The sequence below is a fragment of the Enterobacter sp. HK169 genome (genome assembly GCF_001719105.1).
GTDB classification, from domain to species: domain Bacteria; phylum Pseudomonadota; class Gammaproteobacteria; order Enterobacterales; family Enterobacteriaceae; genus Enterobacter; species Enterobacter asburiae_B.
Genome location: NZ_CP017087.1, coordinates 3,626,843 through 3,652,816, shown reverse-complemented (window position 1 = coordinate 3,652,816; position 25,974 = coordinate 3,626,843). Strand labels below are relative to the sequence as shown.

General features: G+C 55.6%; 23 protein-coding genes, 1 pseudogene and 1 other annotated feature. Of the genes and pseudogenes, 5 read left to right on the top strand and 19 right to left on the bottom strand.

Annotation, left to right across the window (positions count from 1 at the left end; all coding sequences use genetic code 11):
- Window positions 1–39: 39 nt before the first annotated feature.
- From lspA to EnteroDNA1_RS22595, 4 genes and pseudogenes are all read right to left on the bottom strand, one after another.
- On the bottom strand, window positions 40–540 hold the full coding sequence (lspA, locus tag EnteroDNA1_RS17370; protein ID WP_033144602.1) for a signal peptidase II: 501 nt from the start codon (window positions 538–540) through the stop codon (window positions 40–42).
- Entirely contained in the window at window positions 540–3,356 is a 2,817-nt protein-coding gene (ileS, locus tag EnteroDNA1_RS17365; protein ID WP_069303651.1) for an isoleucine--tRNA ligase, read from the bottom strand. The genes lspA and ileS overlap by 1 nt, the downstream gene beginning before the upstream one ends.
- 45 nt (window positions 3,357–3,401) lie before the next feature.
- Entirely contained in the window at window positions 3,402–4,328 is a 927-nt protein-coding gene (ribF, locus tag EnteroDNA1_RS17360) for a bifunctional riboflavin kinase/FAD synthetase (protein WP_023310350.1), read from the bottom strand.
- A 7-nt stretch (window positions 4,329–4,335) separates the two neighbouring features.
- A pseudogene (locus EnteroDNA1_RS22595) lies at window positions 4,336–4,554 on the bottom strand (DUF2575 domain-containing protein).
- Between the two features lie 101 nt (window positions 4,555–4,655).
- Between EnteroDNA1_RS22595 and rpsT the strand changes: the two are divergent.
- Entirely contained in the window at window positions 4,656–4,919 is a 264-nt protein-coding gene (rpsT, locus tag EnteroDNA1_RS17355; RefSeq protein WP_003856458.1) for a 30S ribosomal protein S20, read from the top strand.
- A 57-nt stretch (window positions 4,920–4,976) separates the two neighbouring features.
- Here the strand turns inward: rpsT and nhaR are convergent, their stop codons facing one another.
- The 4 genes from nhaR to dnaK all read right to left on the bottom strand — a co-directional run bounded on the left by nhaR (window position 4,977) and on the right by dnaK (window position 10,428).
- The gene (nhaR, locus tag EnteroDNA1_RS17350; protein ID WP_032660752.1) at window positions 4,977–5,876 is read right to left on the bottom strand and encodes a transcriptional activator NhaR; all 900 of its coding nucleotides are present in this window, start codon (window positions 5,874–5,876) and stop codon (window positions 4,977–4,979) included.
- 58 nt (window positions 5,877–5,934) lie between these two features.
- Window positions 5,935–7,110: a Na+/H+ antiporter NhaA gene (gene nhaA / locus EnteroDNA1_RS17345; RefSeq protein ID WP_069303650.1), complete on the bottom strand. Its 1,176-nt coding sequence runs from the start codon at window positions 7,108–7,110 to the stop codon at window positions 5,935–5,937.
- Between the two features lie 171 nt (window positions 7,111–7,281).
- A complete protein-coding gene (gene dnaJ, locus EnteroDNA1_RS17340) occupies window positions 7,282–8,427 on the bottom strand; it encodes a molecular chaperone DnaJ (protein WP_023310347.1) in 1,146 nt (381 codons plus the stop codon).
- 87 nt (window positions 8,428–8,514) lie between these two features.
- Window positions 8,515–10,428, bottom strand: a complete 1,914-nt coding sequence (gene dnaK, locus EnteroDNA1_RS17335) for a molecular chaperone DnaK (protein WP_023310346.1) — start codon at window positions 10,426–10,428, stop codon at window positions 8,515–8,517.
- A gap of 296 nt (window positions 10,429–10,724) precedes the next feature.
- Here dnaK and satP point away from each other — a divergent pair, with 296 nt between their 5' ends.
- Window positions 10,725–11,291: an acetate uptake transporter gene (gene satP, locus EnteroDNA1_RS17325; protein ID WP_008502042.1), complete on the top strand. Its 567-nt coding sequence runs from the start codon at window positions 10,725–10,727 to the stop codon at window positions 11,289–11,291.
- Here the strand turns inward: satP and EnteroDNA1_RS17320 are convergent.
- The 3 genes from EnteroDNA1_RS17320 to tal all read right to left on the bottom strand — a co-directional run bounded on the left by EnteroDNA1_RS17320 (window position 11,268) and on the right by tal (window position 14,363).
- Window positions 11,268–12,590, bottom strand: coding sequence for an MFS transporter (locus tag EnteroDNA1_RS17320; protein WP_029740862.1), 1,323 nt, complete (start codon window positions 12,588–12,590; stop codon window positions 11,268–11,270). The genes satP and EnteroDNA1_RS17320 overlap by 24 nt on opposite strands.
- Window positions 12,591–12,711: 121 nt before the next feature.
- Window positions 12,712–13,299 (bottom strand): molybdopterin adenylyltransferase, encoded by a 588-nt coding sequence (gene mog / locus EnteroDNA1_RS17315; RefSeq protein ID WP_023310343.1) that lies wholly within the window; start codon window positions 13,297–13,299, stop codon window positions 12,712–12,714.
- A gap of 110 nt (window positions 13,300–13,409) precedes the next feature.
- Window positions 13,410–14,363, bottom strand: a complete 954-nt coding sequence (gene tal / locus EnteroDNA1_RS17310; RefSeq protein WP_023310342.1) for a transaldolase — start codon at window positions 14,361–14,363, stop codon at window positions 13,410–13,412.
- A 262-nt stretch (window positions 14,364–14,625) separates the two neighbouring features.
- Between tal and EnteroDNA1_RS17305 the strand changes: the two genes are divergently transcribed.
- Both EnteroDNA1_RS17305 and yaaA read left to right on the top strand, forming a co-directional pair.
- Window positions 14,626–16,056, top strand: a complete 1,431-nt coding sequence (locus EnteroDNA1_RS17305; protein ID WP_069303649.1) for an alanine/glycine:cation symporter family protein — start codon at window positions 14,626–14,628, stop codon at window positions 16,054–16,056.
- A 66-nt stretch (window positions 16,057–16,122) separates the two neighbouring features.
- A complete protein-coding gene (gene yaaA, locus EnteroDNA1_RS17300; protein ID WP_039260860.1) occupies window positions 16,123–16,896 on the top strand; it encodes a peroxide stress protein YaaA in 774 nt (257 codons plus the stop codon).
- A gap of 32 nt (window positions 16,897–16,928) precedes the next feature.
- Here the strand turns inward: yaaA and EnteroDNA1_RS17295 are convergent, their stop codons facing one another.
- The 7 genes from EnteroDNA1_RS17295 to yjjY all read right to left on the bottom strand — a co-directional run bounded on the left by EnteroDNA1_RS17295 (window position 16,929) and on the right by yjjY (window position 23,758).
- Complete coding sequence (locus tag EnteroDNA1_RS17295) at window positions 16,929–17,231, bottom strand: DUF2502 domain-containing protein (protein ID WP_048979033.1); 303 nt, start codon at window positions 17,229–17,231, stop codon at window positions 16,929–16,931.
- A gap of 256 nt (window positions 17,232–17,487) precedes the next feature.
- Complete coding sequence (gene thrC, locus EnteroDNA1_RS17290) at window positions 17,488–18,774, bottom strand: threonine synthase (protein ID WP_064673211.1); 1,287 nt, start codon at window positions 18,772–18,774, stop codon at window positions 17,488–17,490.
- 3 nt (window positions 18,775–18,777) lie between these two features.
- Window positions 18,778–19,707 (bottom strand): homoserine kinase, encoded by a 930-nt coding sequence (gene thrB, locus EnteroDNA1_RS17285; RefSeq protein ID WP_064673210.1) that lies wholly within the window; start codon window positions 19,705–19,707, stop codon window positions 18,778–18,780.
- A gap of 1 nt (window position 19,708) precedes the next feature.
- The gene (gene thrA, locus EnteroDNA1_RS17280) at window positions 19,709–22,171 is read right to left on the bottom strand and encodes a bifunctional aspartate kinase/homoserine dehydrogenase I (protein WP_069303648.1); all 2,463 of its coding nucleotides are present in this window, start codon (window positions 22,169–22,171) and stop codon (window positions 19,709–19,711) included.
- A gap of 24 nt (window positions 22,172–22,195) precedes the next feature.
- Window positions 22,196–22,313: a sequence feature (Thr leader region), on the bottom strand.
- Window positions 22,252–22,320: a thr operon leader peptide gene (thrL, locus tag EnteroDNA1_RS22050; protein ID WP_015572623.1), complete on the bottom strand. Its 69-nt coding sequence runs from the start codon at window positions 22,318–22,320 to the stop codon at window positions 22,252–22,254. Its footprint overlaps the feature before it by 62 nt.
- A 211-nt stretch (window positions 22,321–22,531) precedes the next feature.
- Entirely contained in the window at window positions 22,532–23,218 is a 687-nt protein-coding gene (locus tag EnteroDNA1_RS17275; RefSeq protein WP_029740855.1) for a tRNA/rRNA methyltransferase, read from the bottom strand.
- Window positions 23,219–23,617: 399 nt separating this feature from the next.
- On the bottom strand, window positions 23,618–23,758 hold the full coding sequence (gene yjjY, locus EnteroDNA1_RS22385; RefSeq protein WP_085928893.1) for a protein YjjY: 141 nt from the start codon (window positions 23,756–23,758) through the stop codon (window positions 23,618–23,620).
- A 95-nt stretch (window positions 23,759–23,853) separates the two neighbouring features.
- Between yjjY and arcA the strand changes: the two genes are divergently transcribed.
- Window positions 23,854–24,570: a two-component system response regulator ArcA gene (gene arcA, locus EnteroDNA1_RS17270; RefSeq protein WP_003856501.1), complete on the top strand. Its 717-nt coding sequence runs from the start codon at window positions 23,854–23,856 to the stop codon at window positions 24,568–24,570.
- A gap of 46 nt (window positions 24,571–24,616) precedes the next feature.
- Here the strand turns inward: arcA and creD are convergent, their stop codons facing one another.
- Window positions 24,617–25,969 carry a cell envelope integrity protein CreD gene (gene creD, locus EnteroDNA1_RS17265; RefSeq protein WP_069303647.1) on the bottom strand — a complete coding sequence of 451 codons (1,353 nt, stop codon included), beginning with the start codon at window positions 25,967–25,969 and terminating at the stop codon, window positions 24,617–24,619.
- Between the last annotated feature and the right edge of the window lie 5 nt (window positions 25,970–25,974).

The window sequence follows — 25,974 nt, the reverse complement described above, 5'->3', positions numbered from 1 at the left end:
TTGTTTTGCCCGGTAGCATTACGCCACCGGGCGAGTGTGTTACGCCTGCTCTTTCGCGGCCGGTTTAGGCAAGAAGCCTTCCAGCACGATTAACGCCGCGCCGATACAAATTGCCGTATCGGCAAGGTTAAAGGTCGCGAAGTGCCAGTCGCCGACGTAGAAGTCGATCATATCAACCACAAAGCCGTGCCACAGGCGGTCAAACAGGTTGCCCAGCGCGCCGCCAATGATCAGCGCGTAGGCAATGTTATTCAGCTTTTGCGTGGCCTTCGAGCGGTACATCAGCACCGCGAGGATCACGCAAATACCGAGAGCGATACCCGCAAAGAACCAGCGCTGCCAGCCACCGCTGTCGGCAAGGAAACTAAACGCTGCGCCGTAGTTACGCGCGTAGTGCAGGTTAAGCGACGGGAACAGCGGAACCGTCTCCCCCAGAGCAAAATTCTGGAGGATCAGGAACTTGCTGCCCAGATCGATAATCAGCACCACCACAACCAGCCACAGCCAGCGCAGTCCTGTTGAACAGAGAGTTTTACTCATCAGGCAAACTTACGTTTTTCGCCGTCACCGGCGACGTTGCTTACACAGCGTCCGCAGATGTCTGCGTGTTCCGCCACCTGGCCAACATCAGTGGTGTAATGCCAGCAACGCGGGCATTTCTCACCGTCGGCTTTGCTCAGCGCGACTTTCAGTCCTTTGAGCAGCTCGCTCTGCTGAGCATCAGCAGAAGCATCGGCATAATCCGCAACTTTCGCACCGGAGGTCAACAGGACAAATCGTAATTCATCGCCCAGCGCCGTCAGCTTCGCCGCCAGCTCCGGTTCGGCATACAGCGTAACTGCCGCTTCCAGAGAGCCGCCGACTTTCTTGTCCGCGCGCGCCTGCTCGATAACCTTGTTCACTTCGCCACGCACTTTCAGCAGCTCGTCCCAGAAGGCATCGTTCATCGCTTCGGTGCTGGAGAGATCGAACAGACCTTCGTACCACTCGCCCGTGAACACATACTTCTCACGGTCGCCCGGCAGGTAGCCCCAGATTTCATCCGCGGTGAAGGACATGATCGGCGCCATCCAGCGCACCAGCGCTTCTGCGATGTGGAACAGCGCGGTCTGGCAGCTACGACGCGCCACGCTGTCCGCTTTCGCGGTGTACTGGCGGTCTTTGATGATGTCGAGGTAGAACGAGCCCATCTCGATCGAGCAGAAGCGCATCAGGCGCTGCACCACTTCGTGGAAGTCGTAAGACTCATAGGCTTTCAGAATATCTTCCTGCGCCGCTTTCGCGCAGCCTACCGCCCAGCGGTCCAGCACCACCATCTCTTCCGGTTTCACCATGTCTTTTGCCGGATCGAACCCGTTCAGGTTCGCCAGCAGGAAGCGCGCGGTGTTACGGATACGACGATAGCTGTCGGCAGCACGCTTCAGGATCTCGTCAGACACCGCCATTTCGCCGGTGTAATCGGTAGAGGCTACCCACAGACGCAGAATGTCTGCGCCCAGCTTGTTCATCACATCCTGCGGAGAAACGGTGTTACCGATAGATTTGGACATCTTACGGCCCTGACCATCCACGGTGAAACCGTGAGTCAGTACCTGACGGTAAGGCGCTTTCCCCTTCATGGCGGTGGAGATCATCAGAGATGACATGAACCAGCCGCGGTGTTGGTCAGACCCTTCCAGATACATATCGGCAGCGTGACCGGCAAATTCCGGACGCACGTCAACCACGGAGGAGTGGGTAGACCCGGAGTCGAACCACACGTCCAGGGTATCCGGCACTTTCTCGTAGTTGTCTGCGTCAGTGCCCAGGATGTCGCGGGAGTCGAGATCCCACCACGCCTGAATACCGTCAACTTCGACGCGCTTCGCCACTTCTTCCATCAGTTCCAGAGTGTTCGGGTGCAGCTCCTGCGTCTCTTTATGCACGAACAGAGACATCGGCACGCCCCAGGTACGCTGACGGGAGATACACCAGTCAGGACGATTAGCCACCATGGATTCGATACGCGCCTGGCCCCAGTCAGGGATCCACTGCACGCCTTTGATCTCTTTCAGAGACTGCTCGCGCAGGCCTTTCTGATCCATGCTGACGAACCATTGCGGGGTCGCACGGAAGATGATCGGGGTTTTGTGACGCCAGCAGCACGGATAGCTGTGCTGCATTTTTTCAACGTGCAGCAGCGCGCCGCTGGTGCGCAGCATGTCGACGATGATGTCGTTCGCTTTGAAGACGTTGATACCGTCCAGCGCCGGATAGGTGCCTGGCAGGTAAGATCCGTCCGGGCCAACCGGGTTAGCGATTTCCAGACCGTACTTCAGGCTGATGTTGTAGTCGTCAGGACCATGGCCACCGGCGGTATGCACCGCACCGGTACCCGCTTCCAGCGTCACGTGGTCGCCCAGAATCGCCGGAACGTCGAAGTCCAGGAACGGGTGCTTGAAGCGCATCAGCTCCAGCGCGTCGCCTTTCACGGTGCCCAGCACGGTGTAGTCGGTGATATGGGCGCGCTTCAGCACGCTCTCAACCAGATCTTTCGCCAGGATAACCGCCTGACCGTCAATCTGAACCAGCGCGTATTCGAACTCACCGGACAGGGAGATTGCACGGTTCGCTGGCAGGGTCCACGGGGTGGTGGTCCAGATCACCAGAGAGATCGGGCCGTTTACCGAGGAGACGCCAAATTTAGCCTTCACCGCATCCTGATCGACAGCGTTGAACGCCACGTCGATAGACGGAGAGGTTTTGTCGTAATACTCAACTTCCGCTTCTGCCAGCGCAGAGCGGCAGTCCACGCACCAGTGCACCGGCTTAGCGCCTTTGTGCAGGTGGCCGTTACCGATGATTTTACCCAGCGCACGGATGATGTTGGCTTCAGTTTTGAAATCCATGGTCAGGTACGGGTGCGACCAGTCGCCCAGCACGCCCAGACGGATGAAGTCAGCGCGCTGACCGTCAACCTGCGTGGCTGCGTATTCGCGGCACTTCGCACGGAACTCGGCGGCGGTGAACTTCTCACCCGGTTTGCCAAACTCTTGCTCCACTTTCAGCTCGATTGGCAGACCGTGGCAGTCCCAGCCCGGAACGTAAGGCGAGTCATATCCCGTGAGGCCTTTGGACTTCACGATAATGTCTTTCAGAATCTTGTTAACCGAGTGACCAATATGAATGCTGCCATTCGCATATGGAGGGCCATCATGCAGAATGAAGGTTTTTTTGCCTTTTTTGGCTGCACGAATGATGCCGTACAGGTCATCATCGGTCCAACGCGCCAGCATTCCCGGTTCGCGCTTGGCGAGATCGCCGCGCATCGGGAACCCTGTTTCCGGCAAATTCAGGGTTGATTTATAGTCACTCATCAGATTCTCGGTTCCGTATTTATCACGTAGGCAGTTAAGCCGGGTTCAAAGCCCAAAAAACTCGCGGGCCGTCAATTCATCTCGCGCAATTTGCGCTTTTAGTTCATCCAGCGAACCAAATCGCTGCTCGTTGCGTATTTTTTTACGCAGTATCACATCTATATGGCGACCATAGAGGTCCATTACAACGTCCAGCAGGTGCACTTCTAACTGTTGACGCACACCGGCGACGGTCGGACGCGTGCCAATGTTGGCGACGCCGTAGAACGGCTTATCGCCCAGTCCTGCCACTTCCACCGCATACACCCCTTTAACCGGGGAAACCTGACGACGCAGCGGTATATTCGCCGTCGGGAAGCCTATCGTGCGGCCCAGCGCATCGCCATGGACCACGCGGCCAGAGATGGTGAACGGATGCCCCAGCAGGGTTTCTGCCGTGTCCAGGTCATCATTAGCCAGCGCCTGACGCACCGCCGTGCTGCTGACGCGCACGCCGCCTTCGCAGAAGGTCATCGCGCTGGTGACATCAAATCCATACTCCAGACCAGCCTTCTGTAATAGCAAGAAATCGCCCTGACGACCAGCGCCAAAGCGGAAATCATCGCCCACGGCAAGAAACTGTACGCCAAGACGCTTAACCAGCAGGTCGCTGACGAAATTTTGTGCTGTCAGCGCGGCAAAGCGACGATCGAAACGTAAACACAATACATAGTCCACGCCGGACTCCGCCAGATAGCGCAATTTCTCGCGCAGGCGAGTGAGTCGGGCGGGAGATTTATCGCCCGCGAACAATTCCAGCGGCTGCGGCTCGAAAATCATCACTACAACGGGCAGGCCACGGGCCTCCCCTTCTTTCCGCAATCCCTGCAACAGCGCCTGATGACCACGATGCACGCCGTCGAAATTACCAATAGTCAGCACGCACCCGTGTGGCGCGCTGCTGAGATTATGTATGCCGCGTATCAGCTTCATGTCTGGCTCAAAACAGTGAAAATCGCCAAAGTATACCTTGTACAGCGGTTAAGGTTAACCGGCGATTGTTCGCGCAAAACAGAAAGCCGTAATGATTTCATCAGGCTGACCTTTCGCAGCGAAAAAATCTGCTCGTGAACTGCGATTTTTATGCCGAAAGGCTGTATTCAGGGAAGACAAGCTGGTAGAATCCTGCGCCATCACTACGTAACGTAGCGTCGCTAATTAACGGCGCTTATTTGCACAAATCCATTGACAAAAGAAGGCAAAGAGGGCATATTCCTCGGCCTTTGAATTGTCCACATAGAACATATTTGGGAGTTGGACTTGGCTAATATCAAATCAGCTAAGAAACGTGCCGTTCAGTCTGAAAAGGCTCGTAAGCACAACGCAAGCCGTCGCTCTATGATGCGTACTTTCATCAAGAAAGTATACGCAGCAATCGAAGCAGGCGACAAAGCTGCAGCGCAGAACGCATTTAACGAAATGCAACCAATCGTGGATCGTCAGGCTGCTAAAGGTCTGATCCACAAAAACAAAGCAGCGCGTCATAAAGCAAACCTGACCGCGCAGATCAACAAACTGGCTTAATCGCTACTTGTTGTTGCTTGTTTAAAGAACCCGCTTAACGCGGGTTTTTTTATGCCTTCAGATTGCCGGTGGCGTAAACAGCGCCGAGTAGTCACGGTTGCAGATTCGCTGCACCGCCGGGTGCTGAATCATTCTTTCGGCAAATATGGCGTGGTACTCCTCCATCACGTTATCCACTCTGCCTATCTCCGTAATCTTGTCGTCTGAATAGAGATCGTGCGCGTACAGCGTCGGCGCAACGAAGATCGCATTATGCGCTTCGCCAAAGGCTTTCATCAGCGCCGCATCGTCGAACTCTCCGAGGATTTCTACCTTCAGCCCCTGCGAGTTAAACCAGTTCAGCAGCTTGCGTCCGAGCATTGAACGCCTTCCCGGCACCAGCAGGCGACGCTCTTCAAGGCACGCGGGGAACGGTTTCTCCGGCGGCGGATTAATGCACCAGAAGCTCACGCCGCATTCGCCAATCTTCACCGAGAACAGCCCTTCCTGCTGGGTGGAGTCAATCGGGCAGTCCGAGATAATCATGTCCAGCTTGTGCTGGCTCAGCTGTTCCAGCAGCATCTCGTGGGTGGATTCAAAGCAGCGCAGGTGGATTTGCTCGTCTTCAACTACCGCCGCATCCAGCACGCCGCTCACCAGCCGCTTGGACAGCGCATCCGCCACGCCCACGTCAAAGAGCAGGTTCGACTCTTTGCGGTAGTTGACGATATCCAGCATCTCCTGGCTCAGGGTGAACATTTTGTCCGCATAGCGGAAAACCAGTTCACCCAGTTCGCTGGGTTCAATCCCACGCCCCTTACGCTTGAACAGCTTCCCCTGCAGACGCTCTTCCAGGGCCTTGATTTGCCCGGTGATGGTTTGCGGCGTCAGGTAGAGCGCCTCTGCCGCCCCCACCACCGAGCCCTGTTTGTAGACGTGCCAGAAGTAGTACAGATGGTTGTAATTTAAATGAGACATCGCGTCTTCTCTCCCTGAGTGTGTATCGGGAGAAGGATCACCTCCTCCCGGTGTTCCGTTATGCCTGGACGGCCTGTCCGGATAACTTCACCTTCAACAAGGTATAACCGATTACCGCGGCCAGTAATGACCCGATGAGAATGCCGAGTTTAGCCCAGACGATAAGCTCAGGCGCATGCGTACCAAACGCCAGCGTCGAAATAAAGATCGACATCGTAAACCCGATTCCACACAGCACGCCGACGGCCATAATCTGCGAAAACGTGGTGCCATGCGGCAATGACGCCAGCTTCAGCTTCGTCGCCAGCCAGCAGAAGAGGCTAATGCCCAGCGGCTTACCGATAAACAGCCCGGCAATAATGCCCAGCGGCAGCACGGACGTCAGCCCGTCCAGCGTCACGCCGCCGAGGGAAACGCCCGCGTTGGCAAACGCAAACAGCGGCAGGATCATAAAGGCAACCCACGGGTGCAGCACATGCTCCAGCTGTTTGGCAGGCGACTTGCCGTCCTGCGGTTTAAGCGGCACGAAGAAGCCGACAATCACACCAGCCAGCGTGGCGTGCACGCCGGATTTCAGCACCGCCGTCCACAGCACCATCCCCACCAGGATATAGATACCGATGCGGCGAACATTGAAGATATTCAGCAGCGCCAGCACCGCAATCGCCCCGGCGGCGACGCTCAGGGACAGGATCGACAGATCGCTGGTGTAGAACAGCGCGATAATCACAATGGCACCCAAGTCATCGATGATCGCCAGCGCCATCAGGAAGATTTTCAGGGCTACCGGCACGCGGCTACCGAGCAAGGCTAAGACACCTAGCGCAAAGGCGATATCCGTCGCGGCCGGGATCGCCCAGCCGTCACGCGCAACAGGATCCTGCCAGGTGAACGCCAGGAAGAGCAGCGCCGGCACCACCATCCCGCCGAGCGCGGCAATCACCGGAAACGCCGCGCGCTGGCGGCTGGCAAGCGAGCCCAGAACCAGCTCACGCTTAACCTCAAGACCCACCAGCAGGAAGAACACCGCCATTAGCGCATCGTTGATCCACAGCAGCATGTTCTTGTTAATTTCCAGCGCCCCGACCTTCAGCTCAACGGGCGTTTCCAGAAATGCATGGTAGAGATCCTGCGTGATGCCAAGGTTAGCCAGCACCATCGCGGCCGCTGCGGCAATAATCAGGATCACGCCACCGGACGCCTCACTGTTAAAGAAACGGTGTAGTAATTTCATTTACGTTCTCTCTTTACAACAATACCTCGATAAAACCATAATACCAAGCCAAATAGCTCGGCAAAAACAGATTAATGTTGAGTATAGACTCAGTTTAACCGAGCTATACGCGCAAATAAAAAAGCCCGGAATCGCTTCCGGGCTTTGAGAAGATGAAAACCAGCTAACAGATTAACGGGTCAAATCATCGAAGAATTTTTTGACGCCATCGAAGAAGCTTTTGGAACGCGGGCTGTTTTTCTCACCCGTCGGACCGCCAAAGCTCTCCTGCAGTTCTTTCAGCAGCTGTTTCTGCTTGTCGTTCAGGCCAACCGGCGTTTCCACGACGACGCGGCACAGCAGGTCGCCCTGGGCGCCACCGCGAACGGATTTAACGCCTTTTCCGCGCATGCGGAACAGCTTGCCGGTCTGGGTTTCCCCAGGCACTTTCAGGTTCACGCGACCGTCCAGCGTTGGCACTTCGATTTCGCCACCGAGTGCCGCCATCGCGAAGTTGATCGGCACTTCGCAGTACAGGTTATTACCTTCACGCTCGAAGATGGCGTGCTGTTTCACCTGGACCTGAACGTACAGATCGCCTGCCGGTGCGCCGTGCTCGCCTGCTTCGCCCTCACCTGCCAGACGGATGCGGTCGCCCGTATCGACGCCTGCCGGGATCTTAACGGACAGAGTTTTGGTTTTCTCAACGCGACCGTGCCCGTGGCATTTGGTGCATGGATCTTTAATCAGCGTGCCGCGACCGTGACAGTGAGGACAGGCCTGCTGTACCGCGAAGAAGCCCTGCCGCATCTGTACCTGACCAGAGCCGTGACAGGTTGGACAGGTCTGAGGCTGTGTGCCCGCTTTCGCGCCGCTGCCGTGGCAAACGTCACACTCTTCCAGCGTCGGAATACGGATCTCTTTGGTGACACCGCGAACGGCCTCTTCCAGCGTCAGCTCCATGTTGTAGCGCAGGTCTGCGCCGCGCGCCGCGCGCTGACGACCACGGCCGCCGCCGAAGATGTCGCCAAATACATCGCCAAAGATATCGCTGAAGTCAGCGCCGCCGCCAAAGCCGCCGCCACCGAATCCACCGCCGCCCATGCCGCCCTGTTCAAAGGCTGCATGACCGTACTGGTCATAGGCCGCACGTTTTTGTGCATCGGTCAGGACTTCGTAGGCTTCTTTGATCTCTTTAAATTTGGCTTCAGCCTCTTTGTCACCCTGGTTACGGTCCGGGTGGAATTTCATGGCCAGGCGCTTATACGCCTTTTTGATTTCACGCTCTTCCGCAGTTTTCGGAACGCCTAAAATCTCGTAATAGTCTTGCTTTGCCATTGGTTTTTTTAAGCCCCTTAACATGCGAGCACGGGCGTGGAGAGTTCTCCTACGCCCGTGCCGATTAATTACCCTGCATCAGGGCGATTATTTTTTATCTTTAACTTCTTCGAACTCAGCGTCGACAACGTCGTCGTCTTTCGCGTTGTTCGCCGAAGCGTCAGCGCCCGCCTGCTGTTGAGCGTGCTGCTGCTGAGCGATTTCCATCAGCTTCTGAGAAGCCTGCGCCAGTTCCTGCATCTTCGCTTCGATGTCCGCTTTGTCTTCACCTTTCAGTGAGGATTCCAGCGCACTCAGTGCAGCTTCGATAGCAGTCTTGTCTTCCGCTGGCAGTTTATCGCCTGCTTCTTCAACCTGCTTACGGGTGCTGTGCAGCAGATGGTCACCCTGGTTACGGGTCTGAACCAGCTCTTCGAACTTACGGTCGGATTCCGCGTTAGCTTCGGCATCGCGAACCATTTTTTCGATTTCCGCTTCGTTCAGGCCAGAAGATGCCTTGATGGTGATCTTCTGCTCTTTACCGCTGTTTTTGTCTTTCGCAGACACGTGCAGGATACCGTCAGCATCGATGTCGAAGGTCACTTCGATCTGCGGCATGCCGCGCGGTGCCGGGTTAATACCGTCCAGGTTGAACTGACCCAGAGATTTGTTATCCGCCGCACGCTTACGCTCACCCTGAATCACATGAATGGTTACCGCAGACTGGTTGTCTTCAGCGGTAGAGAACACCTGGCTGTGTTTCGTTGGGATGGTGGTGTTTTTGTTGATGAGCGCAGTCATCACACCGCCCATGGTTTCGATACCCAGAGACAGCGGGGTAACGTCCAGCAGCAGTACGTCTTTAACTTCACCGGTCAGTACGCCACCCTGAACCGCAGCACCGATTGCGACCGCTTCGTCCGGGTTAACGTCTTTACGTGGCTCTTTACCAAAGAACTCAGCCACTTTCTTCTGAACCATTGGCATACGGGTCTGACCACCGACCAGGATAACGTCCTGGATATCGGATACGGACAGGCCAGCGTCCTGCAGGGCAACTTTCAGCGGCTCGATTGAACGGTTCACCAGGTCTTCTACCAGGCTTTCCAGTTTCGCACGGGTCACTTTGATGTTCATGTGTTTAGGACCGGTCGCGTCTGCAGTGATGTACGGCAGGTTCACGTCGGTCTGCTGAGCGGAAGAAAGTTCGATCTTCGCTTTCTCAGCGGCTTCTTTCAGGCGCTGCATGGCCAGCGGGTCGTTACGCAGGTCAATGCCCTGATCTTTCTTGAACTCGTCAACGAGGTAGTTGATCAGACGGGTATCGAAGTCTTCACCACCCAGGTGGGTATCACCGTTGGTTGCCAGAACTTCGAAGGTTTTTTCGCCGTCAACTTCGTCGATTTCGATAATAGAGATATCGAAGGTACCACCACCCAGGTCGTAAACCGCGATAGTACGGTTGCCAACTTCTTTATCCAGACCGTAAGCCAGTGCAGCAGCGGTTGGTTCGTTGATGATACGTTTTACTTCCAGACCTGCGATACGGCCAGCATCTTTGGTTGCCTGACGCTGAGCATCGTTGAAGTACGCAGGAACGGTAATAACAGCTTCAGTTACCGGTTCACCCAGGTAATCTTCAGCGGTTTTCTTCATTTTTTTCAGCACTTCAGCAGAAATCTGCGGTGGTGCAGTTTTGGTGCCTTTCACATCAAGCCATGCATCGCCGTTATCTGCCGCGATGATTTTGTAAGGCATGATGGAAACGTCACGCTGAACTTCTTCGTCCTGGAAGCGGCGGCCGATCAGGCGTTTAATCGCAAACAGGGTGTTTTGCGGGTTTGTCACTGCCTGACGTTTAGCCGGCTGACCAACCAGAGTTTCACCATCCTGGGTATAAGCAATGATAGAAGGCGTGGTGCGATCGCCCTCGGCGTTCTCCAGCACGCGTGCAGTAGTGCCATCCATAATCGCTACACAAGAGTTGGTAGTACCCAGGTCGATACCAATAATTTTACCCATCTAAACGTCTCCACTAAAAATTCAGTCAACATGTGGTTGTGTACCTGTAATAAGGGCAGAACGTGCTTTTTCAACTGCCCAGATTTGATTTTTTTCAGGTCCACACACTGCGGTTGACTACAAGATGGGGTCGCGACGGCATCCATCAAGGGGCAAGCATAAAAAAAATTTTAATTTCACCCTGATGAGATCATAGACGCCACCGATTGCGCCCATTATGATGCCGCGCCCAGTCAGGGAGAACTGACGCGGGTTTAACCATTTCACCATATTAATGATGATTTTTTTGAGGACTTATGGGCAACACTAAGTTGGCTAATCCGGCTCCGCTGGGCCTGATGGGTTTTGGCATGACCACTATCCTGCTGAACCTGCACAATATCGGGATGTTCCCGATGGATGGCATCATCCTGGCGATGGGCATTTTTTACGGCGGTATCGCGCAAATCTTCGCGGGCCTGCTGGAATATAAGAAAGGCAATACCTTCGGCTTAACCGCCTTCACCTCTTACGGTTCTTTCTGGCTGACCCTGGTTGCCATTCTGCTGCTGCCTAAAATGGGCATGGCAGACGCGGCAAACGCCCACTTCCTGGGCGTTTACCTGGGCCTGTGGGGCGTCTTCACCCTGTTCATGTTCTTCGGTACCCTGAAAGGTAACCGCATGCTGCAGTTCGTTTTCCTGAGCCTGACCGTGCTGTTCGCCCTGCTGGCGATCGGTCACCTGGTGGATAACGAAGGCATCGTTCATGTTGCAGGCTGGATTGGTCTGGTTTGCGGCGCAAGCGCTATCTACCTCGCAATGGGTGAAGTGCTGAACGAGCAGTTTGACCGCACCGTTCTACCGATTGGTGAAAAACACTGATCCCTCTGTCGTGTCCGCCTCGCGGGCACGACATCCCCCCGCCTGACGAAGCCAAAATCCTAATACCAGCCCCATCAGCGAGAGCGCGAGTACATACCAGGCTGGCGCCATCGGCGACACGCCCATCAGTACGGTAACCGCAATAGGCGTCAGCCCGCCGAAAATGGCATATGAGACGTTGTAAGAGAACGAGATCCCGGTAAAACGAACTTCCGGCGGGAAAGCTCGTACCATGACGTAAGGCACAGCACCCACTACGCCCACGCACAGCCCTACCACGCCGTACAGCAGGAACAGCTGTTCAGGATGGCTGCCCGCCAGATGGTAAAACGCCCAGCTTGACGCGGCCAGTAGCAGGCTGCCGACGATAAAGGTAACGCTGGCACCGAAACGATCTGCTGCCAGCCCGGCGGCCAGACAGCCAAAGCAGAGCATGATTGTCGCGATACTGTTCGCCTGTAGCGTCACGGCAGGGGCGAAACCGTACTGCTTTTGCAGCCACACCGGGGACATCAATATCACCACCACAATGCCCGCCGAGAGCAGCCAGGTGAGCAGCATCGACACCACCACCGCTTTTTTATGGCGAACCACGACCGCCTTCACCGGCAGCTCCTGCGCCAGCGCTTTGCGCTGCTGCATCTCGAGGAAAATCGGCGTCTCCTGCAGCCAGCGGCGCAGGTACATCGCGACCAGACCAAACGCCCCGCCCAGCAGGAACGGAATACGCCAGCCCCAGTCATGCACGGCCTGCTGCGTCATGCTGGTGTTTACAATTGTCGCGACGACGGAACCGAGCAAAATCCCTACCGTTAAGCCCGCGGTTAAGGTTCCGCAGGCGATTCCAATGCGGCGCGCCGGAACATGCTCCGCGACAAACACCCACGCGCCCGGCACTTCACCGCCAATCGCCGCGCCCTGAAGAACGCGCATCAGCAACAGCAGCAACGGAGCGAGAATGCCCATCGAGGCATAGGTGGGCAGCAGACCAATAGCCAGCGTCGGCACGGCCATCAGCAGGATGCTAAGGGTAAACATCTTCTTACGCCCGACCAGATCGCCAAAGTGGGCCATGATAATGCCGCCCAGCGGACGCGCCAGATACCCGGCGGCAAAAATGCCGAAGGTTTGCACCTGACGCAGCCATTCCGGGATATCCGCCGGGAAGAAGAGTTCTCCCACCACGGCGGCAAAGAAAACAAAGATGATGAAGTCGTAAAACTCCAGCGCGCCGCCTAAGGCCGCGAGCGTGAGAGTTTTGTAGTCCTGTCGATTCAGAGGTCGGGTGTTATGTGACATAGCGAACCATTTGCGTATATTGTGGAATTATTTTTACAGCAATCGTAAAGAAAAAATTACTATACCGTAAAAGCTTTACCACGCCATCGCCGCTTCAGCTAATGCCACATATTGGTTAATTTCAGGAGATTGTTTCGCGACGTGCGTTTTTCGGGCGAAAAGCTGCTACCACTTTCTCATCGGTTTCCACATACGGACCGTCAAGCAGCTGTATACAATACGGTACACTTGCAAAGATGCCGTGAACGAGGACGCTGCCATCTTCCGCTTTCAGCCCTTCAAGCGTCTCTTTGATCGACTTCGGCTGCCCCGGCAGGTTCAGAATCAACGCCTGCTTGCGGATCACTCCCACCTGGCGGGAAAGAATGGCCGTCGGGACAAAGTGTAGACTTATCTGGCGCATCTGCTCGCCAAAGCCCGGCATTTCGCGATCGGCAATCGCCAGCGTTGCGTCCGGCGTCACGTCGCGGCGCGCGGGGCCGGTTCCGCCCGTCGTCAGAACAAGGTGGCAGCTCATCTCATCCACCAGCTCGCAGAGCGTCTGCTCGATGATCGGCTGTTCGTCAGGGATCAGGCGGGTCTGAATGTCAAAGGGGGTGGTCAGCGCGCTGCCAAGCCACTCTTCCAGAGCGGGGATGCCTTTATCCTGGTAAACGCCGCTGGAGGCGCGGTCAGAAATCGACACTAAGCCGATGCGTAAGGTATTCATATCCATTCCATTCAAAAAGTACTGATTAAAGGGAATGATACACGCAGAGAGGAGATTCAGACAGGGTACGAAAGAAGTCGCGTGACCGGGAGCCCGGTCACGCAGAATGATTACAGCAGGTCGCCGATCATTTTTTCCAGTTTACCCTGGTCAACAGCAAACTTACGGATACCGTCCGCCAGCTTATCGACAGCCATTGGATCCTGGTTGTGCTGCCACAGGAACTCGGATTCAGTGATGCGCTCTGGGCGTGCTTTCACTTCACCGGTGTAAGACAGCTTACGCTCGATGGTACCTTCGCTTTCTGCCAGCTCTTTCAGCAGCGCAGGGGCGATGGTCAGGCGGTCACAGCCAGCCAGCTCGATGATTTCACCGACGTTACGGAAGCTTGCGCCCATAACTACAGTCTCATAGCCGTGCTGTTTGTAGTATTCGTAGATTTCAGTAACAGAAACCACGCCTGGATCTTCAGCCGGCGCGTACTCTTTCTTATCGGTGTTGGCTTTGTACCAGTCCAGAATACGGCCCACGAACGGAGAAATCAGGTATACGCCTGCTTCTGCACATGCACGCGCCTGCGCGAAGGAGAACAGCAGGGTCAGGTTACAGTTGATACCGTCTTTTTCCAGCTGCTCTGCCGCGCGGATACCCTGCCAGGTGGAAGCCAGTTTGATCAGGATACGGTCGTTGCTGATGCCAGCGTCGTTGTACATTTTGATCAGACGTTTCGCTTTGGCGATAGACGCTTCGGTGTCGTAGGAGAGACGTGCATCCACTTCGGTAGAGATACGGCCAGGAACCAGCTTCAGGATTTCCAGACCGATGTTCACTGCCAGTTTGTCGGTGGCATCCACAACCTGCTGCGCGCGGTCGTTGCTCTGTGCTTTCGCCCAGGTCACTGCGTCGTCAATCAGTTTGCGATACTCAGGGATCTGTGCGGCGTTAAGGATCAGAGAAGGGTTAGTTGTGGCATCCTGCGGCTGGTACAGCTTCATTGCCGCGATATCTCCGGTGTCAGCTACGACAGTGGTGAACTGACGAAGGGAGGTCAATTTATCCGTCATGATAGTGTTTCTCTTTTAACGTGCCCTGGATAATTCACGCTACCGACAGCATGCCTGCAGCGGAAAAATGACAGGTTTACTTGTTAGGGGGATGTAACCGGTCTGCCCTGATGATAACACGACGGAGGGGTAGCGCAACCGCAGACAGTGCGCTTAGGTAGAGTATGGTAAACTCGGAAGATTAACAGGCTGCTAAGCAACAGCATGCCCAATCAGTGGTAGCGCTTACATATTCACTTTGGCATCAACAAGAGGGACGTTAATGCCTGATTTCTTTTTCTTTATTAACGAAGTCCTGTGGGGTTCGATAATGATTTACCTGCTTCTGGGAGCAGGTATTTGGTTTACGCTACGCAGTGGGTTTATCCAGTTTCGTTATATTCGCAAGTTTGGCAGAAGTCTGAAAAACAGCGTTACGCCCCAGCCGGGCGGATTAACGTCGTTCCAGGCACTCTGTACTAGCCTGGCGGCACGCCTCGGCAGCGGGAATCTGGCGGGCGTTGCGCTGGCAATCAGCGCCGGCGGGCCAGGCGCGGTCTTCTGGATGTGGGTGACGGCGCTACTCGGAATGGCCACCTCCTTTGCCGAAAGTTCGCTCGCCCAGCTGTATAAAGAGAAAGATAAAAACGGCCAGTTTCGCGGCGGTCCCGCGTGGTACATGGCGCGTGGCTTGGGGATGCGCTGGATGGGCGTTCTGTTCTCGCTTTTTTTACTGCTCGCGTACGGCCTTATTTTTAATACCGTCCAGGCAAATTCTGTCGCCAATGCCCTGCGCTATGCCTTCTCCTGCCCGGAGTGGGTCGCCGGTATTGCTTTAGCCCTCGTCGTTCTGCTCACCATTTCTGCCGGTCTCAGGGGCGTTGCCCGCCTGATGCAGTGGCTGGTTCCCGTTATGGCGCTGCTTTGGGTTGTCGCGAGCCTGTTCGTCGCCGCCCTGCATATCGACCAGGTGCCTGGCGTGATTGCGACCATCGTCAAAAGCGCTTTTGGCTGGCGCGAGGTAGCCTCCGGGGCGCTGGGCTACACCTTTAGCCAGGCGCTGATGGCGGGTTTTCAGCGGGGCATGTTCTCCAATGAAGCCGGTATGGGATCAACCCCCAACGCGGCCGCTGCCGCCTCTTCCTGGCCGCCGCACCCGGCCGCACAGGGCATTGTGCAGATGATTGGCGTCTTTACCGATACCATTATCATCTGTTCCGCCAGCGCCATGATTTTGCTGCTGGCAGGCCCCGTCCCGCACTCCTCTGGAACCGCCGGGATACAGCTTCTCCAGCAGGCGCTGGTGAACCTGACCGGCGGCTGGGGTGCAGGTTTTGTCTCGCTCGTCCTGGTGCTGTTTGCCTTCAGTTCGATTGTGGTGAATTACCTCTACGCCGAAAATAACCTTATTTTCCTGAAGCTCGACTCCCGTACCGCAATCGGAGCCCTGCGGCTCGCGGTCATTCTGATGATCATCGCTGGCTCCTTCCTCAGTATGCCGCTGGTCTGGCAGCTGGCCGATATCATTATGGCGCTAATGGCGATCACGAACCTTACGGCGATCCTGCTGCTCTCTCCCGTTGTGACCCTGATTGCCAGAGACTATCTGCGTCAGCGCAAACTCGGCGTTCCGCCGGTATTTGATCCCGCCCGTTATCCCGATATTAAGGCGCAGCTTGCCCCCGGCACGTGGGATGATTTGCCGCGGCAATAACAGCTATCGATCAATTCAGGGCGATTTTTTGCTAAAGTCGCTCTAAATTTCCTGCAAGGACTGGATATGCTGATTCTGATCTCACCTGCAAAAACGCTCGACTACCAGAGCCCGCTCGCCACCGAGCGCTATACCCAGCCTGAACTGCTGGACTACTCGCAGCAGCTGATCCGCGAAGCGCGTAAGCTCTCTGCGCCGCAAATCGCCTCGCTGATGAGCATCAGCGACAAGCTGGCCGATCTTAACGCGACCCGCTTTCACGAGTGGCACCCGGATTTCACCCCGGCTAACGCTCGCCAGGCGATTCTGGCGTTTAAAGGTGATGTCTACACCGGCCTGCAGGCGGAAGATTTTAGCGAAGCCGATTTCGATTTTGCCCAGCAGCATCTGCGCATGCTGTCGGGTCTGTACGGCGTACTGCGCCCGCTGGATCTGATGCAGCCGTATCGTCTGGAGATGGGGATTCGCCTGGAAAATGCCAAAGGCAAAGACCTGTATCATTTCTGGGGCGATATCATTACCGACAAGCTGAACGCGGCGCTGCACGCTCAGGGCGATAACGTGGTGATTAACCTGGCATCCGACGAATACTATAAGTCGGTGAAGCCGAAAAAGCTGGATGCGGAGATTATCAAACCGGTGTTCCTCGACGAGAAGAACGGTAAGTTCAAAGTGATCAGCTTCTACGCTAAGAAAGCGCGCGGCCTGATGAGCCGCTACATCATCCAGAACCGCCTGACGAAGCCGGAGCAGTTAACCAAATTTAACAGCGAAGGCTATTTCTTTGACGAGGCGTCGTCAGGGAAAGGCGAGCTGGTGTTTAAGCGCCACGAGCAGTAAAAACAAACCCCGCCAGCTGGCGGGGTTTTGCATTAATGGTGTTTCCAGTCCGGGCCGCGATCGTCACGGCGGTCATCGTGGTGATGGTCATCGTGACGATCGTCGTGTTTACGATGCTCATCATGTGGGCGCCAGTGGTTATCACGCCAGTCATAATGCGCCTTCCACCAGTCGTGGTCGCGCCAGCGGCCGCCGTCCCAGTAATGCCCGTTGTTATCCCGGTCGCCAATCTGCAGTTTGACTGCAGGTACGAGGGTAATTTCAGATGCCTGAACCGCCATGGGGGCGGCCAGCACCAGTGAAAGCGCGATGAGTGCAGGTTTCAGTGTAGACACAGGTGACTCCTTATTCTTCTTGCCCAACGTGGGCCGATGTAAGGAGAGTACGCGAGGGGAACGGGGGATGTTATTCTCTGCAATCCTAAACGCTAAGTGACCGCATTTATTGGGAATTTCTGCTTTTTTCCTGCTTTTTCTCTCCTTAATTTCTCCACAAAAAAGCCGGGTGGCGGCTTCGCCTTACCCGGCCTACGATCAGGTCGTCGTGGTCGTTGTAGGCCCGGTAAGGCGTAGCCGCCACCGGGCAACACAATCACGCGCGCGTCATCATCAGCTTACGCAGCGCGGCAAAATCCGCGGGCAGCTCATGTGACAGCAGCGGCAGGTCGGCGCGCTCGGCCAGCTCTTTCGGCAGCGGCAGCGTTTCGCCCAGGATCGCTTCCACGCTCTCTTTGAACTTCGCCGGATGCGCGGTGCCCAGGAACAGGCCATATTCACCCGGGTTAAGCTGGTCGCGCAGCGCGCGGTAGGCAATCGCCGCGTGCGGTTCAGAGATATACCCCACCGCTTTCATCTCGCGCATGGTCTCTTTGGTGGTTTCATCCGTCACCGCGGCGTAGCCCAGGTCACCCAGACGCCAGATCTTACGGCGGAACAGCTCTTCCACGCGCGGCCAGTTGTTCGGCTGTGACACATCCATCGCGTTGGAGAGCGTCGCCTGCGTGGCGTTCGGCGCCCACTTCCCGTCTTTCAGGAAGCGCGGCACGGTGTCGTTGGCGTTGGTCGCCGCGATAAAGCGTTTCACCGGCAGACCCAGGGATTTCGCCAGCAGACCTGCCGTCAGGTCACCGAAGTTACCGCTCGGCACGGAGATCACCAGCTGGTTGCGCGCTTCCTGCGGCAGCTGCGCCACCGCTTCGAAGTAGTAGCAGATCTGCGCCAGCAGACGGCTGATGTTGATGGAGTTGGCAGAGTTCAGACCCAGAGCCACCTTCAGCTCTTCGTCGTCGAAAGCCTGCTTGACCAGCGCCTGGCAGGCATCGAAATCACCGTCGATCGCCACGGTTTCAATGTTGCCGCCGAGCGTACAGAACAGTTTTTCCTGCAGCGGGCTGATTTTGCCTTTCGGATAGAGGATCACTACGCGGACATTTTTCAGGCCGTAGAAGGCATGCGCCACCGCCGCACCGGTATCGCCGGAGGTCGCGGTCAGGATGGTCACCGGTTTGTCGCCGCTGATGTGGGTCAGCATCTGCGCCATAAAGCGGCCGCCGAAGTCTTTAAACGCCAGGGTCGGGCCGTGGAACAGCTCCAGGCAGCCAACGTCAGGCTCAACCTGCTTCACCGGCGCCGGGAAAGCGAACGCCGCACGCACGCGCTCTTCCAGAAGCTCCTGCGGAATTTCGTCGCCGATAAACGCAGACAGAATTTTGGTGCTGCGGGTGACGAAGTCCTGCTTCAGCAGCTCGTCAATCTCGGTCAGCTGGAATTCCGGCAGGTCATGCGGGAAGAACAGCCCCTGATTTTTGCCCAGCCCCTGAGTTACCGCCTGCGCGAAGCTGACCTGCTCGTTATGATCTTTAAGGTTATAGAGTTTCATTAATTATCCCAGTACTCGTGCGCCAGCCGTGTCCAGACGGCAAATATGAACAAAGCCTTCCTGATTTTGCAGGTAGTGTTTAGAGAGCCAGTCCGCCACGCGCTGCGCGGTGTCAGGCTTGTCGCACAGGGCGAACAGCGTCGGGCCGGAGCCGGAGATGCCGCACGCCTGCGCGCCGATATCCATCGATGCCTGTCGCGCCTCGTTAAAGCCGGGCAGCAGCTTCGTGCGGTACGGCTCGGCAATGACGTCCTTCATCAGCTTCGCCGCCAGCTGCGGCTGACGGGTGTAGCAGGCGTGAATAAAGCCCGCCAGATGACGCCCGTGGGCGATACAGTCCTGGCGACGATACTGCGCGGGCAGGATCGCACGCGCTTCCGCGGTAGAGACCTTAATGCCCGGATAGGCCAGCACCCACAGCCACTCATCAAACCCTGGCACCTGCTGGCTGATGATGCCATTTTCTTCGATCATCAGCTGCATGCCGCCGAGGAAGCACGGCGCCACGTTGTCATAGTGAATGCTGCCGGAGATGCGCCCTTCCAGCTCGCCCATCAACCCCAGCAGGCGGTTGTTGTTCAGCGGCTTGCCGCAGTGCTCGTTCATCGCCACCAGCGCGGCGACCACCGAACAAGCGCTGGAACCCAGCCCCGAGCCAATCGGCATACTTTTTTCCAGCGTCATGGCAACCGGCACGTTTTTGCCGATCTCCTGACAGAAGCGTTCCCAGCACTGATAGACGATATTTTCGCGCGGCTCAGGCGGCAGTTTGCTGGCGAAGCGGCCGACGTTGTTCAGGCTGAAGCTGTCTGCCGCTTCCACCGTGACCGTATCGCCCAGCAGTGAACCATCCACCGGCGTCACCGCCGCGCCCAGCACGTCAAATCCGACGCTCATATTCGCGCTGGAAGCCGGGGCATAAACTTTGACCATGTTAAACTCCTAACTTCCATGACAGGGTACGCAGCAGATCGGCAAACACACCCGCCGCCGTAACATCGTTCCCTGCGCCATAGCCGCGAAGCACCAGCGGCAATGGCTGATAATAGTGGCTGTAAAACGCGAGGGCGTTTTCGCCGTTTTTAACTTTGTACAGCGGATCGTTGCCATCCACTTCGGCAATCTTCACCCGGCACACGCCATCTTCTTCAATGTTGCCAACATAGCGCAATACCTTACCTTCATCACGGGCTTTCGCAACGCGCGCGGCAAAAGCATCGTCAAGCTGCGGCAAATTTGCCATGAATGCAGCGACATCACCGCTGCTGTCAAATTCTGCCGGCAGGACCGGTTCAATCACGATATCGGAAAGCTCAAGCTCACGGCCCGTTTCACGTGCCAGAATCAGCAGCTTACGCGCCACGTCCATACCAGAGAGATCGTCGCGCGGATCCGGCTCGGTATAGCCCAGCTCGCGCGCGGCGCGGGTCGCTTCCGAGAGACTCATCCCCTCATCCAGCTTGCCGAAGATAAACGACAGCGAGCCGGAGAGAATGCCGGAGAAACGCTGCAGTTCGTCGCCCGCGTTCAGCAGGTTCTGCAGGTTCTCGATAACCGGCAGGCCCGCGCCCACGTTGGTGTCGTACAGGAACTTGCGGCGCGACTTGCTCGCCGCCAGACGCAGCTGGTGATAGTAATCCATCGACGAGGTGTTGGCCTTTTTGTTCGGCGTCACCACGTGGAACCCTTCGCGCAGGAAGTCGGCGTACTGGTCGGCCACCGCCTGGTTAGAGGTACAGTCGACAATCACCGGGTTAAGCAGGTGGTACTCTTTCACCAGACGGATCAGGCGGCCCAGGTTGAACGGCTCTTTCGCCTCGTTCATCTCGGCCTGCCAGTTTTCCAGGTTCAGACCGTGAACGTTGGTGAGTAGCGCTCTGGAGTTGGCGATCCCGCAGACGCGCAGATCGATATGTTTCTTCTTCAGCCACTCCTGCTGACGCTTCACCTGCTCCAGCAGCGCGCCGCCCACGCCGCCGACGCCAATCAGGAACAGCTCGATGACCTGATCGGTGTTGAACAGCATCTGGTGAACCACGCGTACGCCGGTGGTCGCGTCATCGTTGTCCACGACAACAGAAATTGAACGCTCTGACGAGCCCTGGGCAATCGCCACGATATTGATATTGGCGCGCGCCAGCGCGGCAAAGAACTTGGCGGAAATACCACGCAACGTACGCATGCCGTCGCCAACCACAGAGATAATCGCCAGACGCTCCTGAATGGCGAGCGGCTCCAGCAGCTCTTCTTTGAGTTCCAGATAGAACTCCTCCTCCAGCGCGCGACGGGCGCGCAGGCAGTCAGCCTGCGGCACGCAGAAGCTGATGCTGTATTCGGAAGAAGACTGGGTAATCAGCACCACCGAGATACCGTTGCGGGACATAGCCGCAAACACGCGCGCCGCCATGCCGACCATCCCCTTCATCCCCGGGCCGGAGACGCTGAACATCGCCATGTTGTTCAGGTTGGAGATGCCTTTGACCGGCAGACCGTCTTCATCGGTACTCGCGCCAATCAGCGTACCCGGCGCCTGCGGGTTACCGGTGTTTTTAATCAGGCAAGGGATCTGGAACTGGGCAATCGGGGAGATGGTACGAGGGTGAAGCACTTTGGCGCCGAAGTAGGAAAGCTCCATCGCTTCCTGGTACGACATCGACTTCAGCAGCCTGGCGTCCGGTACCTGGCGCGGGTCGCAGGTATAAACGCCGTCGACGTCAGTCCAGATCTCACAACAGTCCGCGCGTAAACAGGCGGCCAGCACGGCGGCGGAGTAGTCGGAGCCGTTACGGCCCAGCACCACCAGCTCGCCCTTCTCGTTACCGGCGGTGAAGCCTGCCATCAGGATCATATGGTCAGAAGGAATTTTGCTTGCGGCGATACGGCGGGTTGATTCGGCAATATCAACGGTGGATTCGAGGTAGTGGCCCACCGCCAGCAGTTTTTCAACCGGGTCGATCACGGTCACGCTATGTCCGCGCGCTTCCAGCACGCCGGCCATGATGGCGATAGAGAGTTTTTCGCCCCGGCAGATCAGCGCCGCGTTGACGCTGTCCGGGCACTGGCCGAGAAGGCTGATGCCGTGCAGGACATGTTTGATTTGCGCGAATTCCTGCTCAACGAAGGACTTCAGCTGAGCGTGTGGGAAGCCTGGCAGCGCCTCTGCCAGCCCTTGCAGCAAGTCAGCGAAGATACGCTCTGCGTCGCTGATGTTCGGGAGTGCATCCTGGCCACCGATGGTTTTTTCAATCATCGCCACCAGATGGTTCGTGATTTTTGCCGGGGCAGAGAGCACGGTAGCAACCTGCCCCTGCCTGGCGTTACTTTCCAGGATATCGGCAACACGCAGAAAACGTTCTGCATTTGCCACTGATGTACCGCCGAACTTCAACACTCGCATGGTTCTACCTCGTTTCCTTTAGCCGAAAAAAAAGCCCGCACTGTTCAGGTGCGGGCTTTTTTTTGTTTTTCCTGTACGCGTCAGCCCGCATCGTTACCTGTGGTAATGATGATGGTTGTAGTAATGGTGGTGATGCTGATGCGTTTCATGGATGTTGTGTACTCTGTCATTATTATCTGTCTGTCCTGTATTCTTTTAGGGTTAAAGGATCGGGCACCTTAAGTCAACGAATTTTTAATTTGATCACAATTCGGGAGACTCTCACGTCCCGCTGTTTGCAGATTTATTTTCATCCGATTCGCCCAATAGCAACCCTTCTGGACAGACTTATTCGCCATAGTAAAAACTTATGGCAGGATTTTACTCCGCCAATTTTTTTTCAATATCGTGCAGCAAACGGTGCAGCATTGCGGTGTCCCGCTGCTCAAGACGCCCCAAACGCTGCTGCAGCCAGTCAGCCATTTTTTGATCGTCCGCCACACCCAGCTGAGACAACAGTTGCTCAACGCGAGCGCGCAGGGCAGCCAGCTGATTTTCATTTGCCCCTTCTGCCGGAGGCTGGGGGATTTGTATTAGGGAGGCTAATTGATAGCAATAGACCATGACCGCCTGGCCTAAATTCAGGGAGGGATAATCGGCGACCATCGGCGCACCGGTAAGAACGTCCGCCAGCTCCAGCTCTTCGTTGGTCAATCCGGAATCTTCACGACCAAACACCAGCGCGGCTTTATCCAGCCACTGGCTTTTCTCGCTCAGCATCGGCACCAGCTCCGCTGGCGTGGCATAGTAATGGAACTTCGCCCGGCTGCGCGCGGTGGTCGCAACGGTAAACGAAATGTCGTGCAGCGCATCAGCAAGCGTCGCGTAAGTGGTTATATTATCGAGGATATCTCCCGATCCGTGCGCTACCCAACGTGCCGCAGGCTCCAGGTGGGCAGTGCTGTCCACGATACGTAAATCGGTAAAACCCATGGTCTTCATGGCGCGCGCGGCAGCGCCTATATTTTCGGCTCTGGCTGGGGCAACCAGTACAATCGACAGATGCATTTATGCTCTCTTTTTAATCAGTTAGCGGGCAAAAATGTGATGCACTTCAACATATTACGCGGCGCGAATTTACAAAAATGCAACACAAATCACCGAAATAGCGTTTCATAACAAATTAAAAACGCTAAACTATTCCTTGTCTGAACAATCAGTTAGAATGTTAACAGAACACTATTATCCCTATGTTTTATAATGATAATAGCGACATGAATACCCTATTCTGATTGGATTCGCTTCGTTTATAAATCAATGTCCGCAACTAGTTGGTTTATTGAAAAATTGTGACAAAGGCTAGCATTCCGCTACGATGATTTCATCAAACTGTTAACGTGCTACAATTGAACTTGATATATGTCAACGAAGCGTAGTTTTATTGGGTGTCTGGTGTCACTTAGCCTGTTATGTTGCTGTTAAAATGGTTAGGATGACAGCCGTTTTTGACACTGTCGGGTCCAAAGGGAAAGTACCCAAGACCAAGCTAATGATGTTGTTGACGTTGATGGAAAGTGCATCAAGAACGCAATTACGTACTTTAGTCACGTTAAGCCGATCATGTTAATTTGCGACATGCATCAGGCAGGTCAGGGACTTTTGTACTTCCTGTTTCGATTTAGTTGGCAATTTAGGTAGCAAACATGCAGACCCCGCACATTCTTATCGTTGAAGACGAGTTGGTAACACGCAACACGTTAAAGAGCATTTTCGAAGCAGAAGGCTACGATGTCTTTGAAGCGACCGATGGCGCAGAGATGCATCAGATCCTTTCTGAAAATGATATCAACCTGGTGATCATGGATATTAACCTGCCGGGCAAAAACGGTCTTCTTCTGGCGCGCGAACTGCGCGAGCAGGCGAACGTCGCGTTAATGTTCCTGACGGGCCGTGATAACGAAGTTGATAAAATTCTTGGCCTGGAAATCGGTGCGGATGACTACATCACCAAGCCATTCAATCCTCGCGAGTTAACCATTCGTGCACGCAACCTGCTGTCCCGCACCATGAACCTGGGTACGGTCAGCGAAGAGCGTCGTAGCGTAGACAGCTACAAATTCAACGGCTGGGAACTTGATATCAATAGCCGTTCGCTGATTAGCCCGAACGGTGAGCAGTATAAACTGCCGCGCAGTGAATTCCGCGCGATGCTGCACTTCTGCGAAAACCCGGGCAAAATTCAGTCCCGTGCAGAGCTGCTGAAGAAAATGACCGGCCGTGAGCTGAAACCGCACGACCGTACCGTAGACGTGACCATTCGTCGTATTCGTAAGCATTTCGAATCTACGCCAGATACGCCGGAAATCATCGCCACGATCCACGGCGAAGGGTATCGTTTCTGCGGCGATCTGCAGGAGTAATCCCGCAGTTAACGCATTAAAAAACGGCGCATTTGCGCCGTTTTTTTTATTTCCAAATCCGCATAGTATCGTTATCAGGTGCTGCGGGTGGCTCTGGTCGCTTCGGCTGAGAGAGCGAGTACCAGTCGAAATGCCGGGTCAGGTACATCACCGCGAACAGCGCCAGGGCAAGAACAGCAGAGCCCAGTAACAATGCGCTTTCCTCCGAGCGCAGCAGGAACCACATCACGACATCCAGTCCGAGTAGTGCCAGCACAAACAGCCCGCTGCGTTTCCAGCTTTTCAGCACGGCCTGCAGGTACATTCCGTTCATCGCTGCGCCAACCAGGCTTGCAACAATCCAGGCTGGCGTAAACCCGACGTGTTCAGACAGCGCCAGCAGCACCAGATAGAACAGGACCAGCGACAACCCCACCAGCAGATACTGCATCGGATGAAGGCGTAATCCGGTTAAGGTTTCGAAGACAAAGAAAGCCATAAACGTCAGCGCAATAAGCAAAATAGCGTATTTAATTGCCCGGTCGGTCAATTGATATTGGTCAGCCGGCGTCGCTACCGTCACGCTAAAGGCCGGGAGCGCCTCCCACTCCGGCGATTCCTTGCCGTAGAACCAGCTCTCAAGGTTATTTGCAAACCAGCTGCTCTGCCAGTTCGCCTGGAAACCAGACTCGCCTATTTGATGCTTAACAGGGAGATAATCGCCCATAAAACCCGGATGCGGCCAGTTGCTGTTGAGCGTCATTTCGCTATTACGCCCTACCGGCACCACCGCAAAACTGCCGGTTCCCGCCAGGCTGAGGGACATATCAAGCGCAAACGTTTTGGCTTCCAGCGCTTTGTCGGTCAGCAGGATATGGATCCCAGCAAGCGCACCGTAGACGCCTGAACCGGGTTCCACGCTTAGGGTCTCACCATTGATTTTAGAGATACTGACCGTGCCAATACCCCGCGCGTCGCCAACGCCCGTCACGATAAACGGCTGCCCTGTCGCGATCGTTTCCCCTTTCAACTGCTTCAGCTCTTCGGTATTAAACTGCGCTTTTATCTTCAGGTCCGTGTTCCAGATCTGCCCGTCATAGATACCAATATTTCTCGACTCAACGCGCTGGTTCCCTTCAACAACCAGAGATTCCGGCAGAATGAAATGCATGTAGCTTTTCTTGTATTCGACCTTCTTCTCGTCCTCTATCTTGTAGAAGATCTCCGTCATCGGAATCGCAATCATCGGGCCGACCAGTTTTTGCGGTCCGCTGGTACTCTGGCGAAGCGTATTTTCGACATCATTGCGGTAGCTCTCCCGCTCTGATATCAGGTTACTGACCATAAAAAGCGGGACTAACAGCAGCAGGATGCACCCCAGCAGGGTGCTAATTTTCCAGAACAGTGGGGATTTCATCATTACGT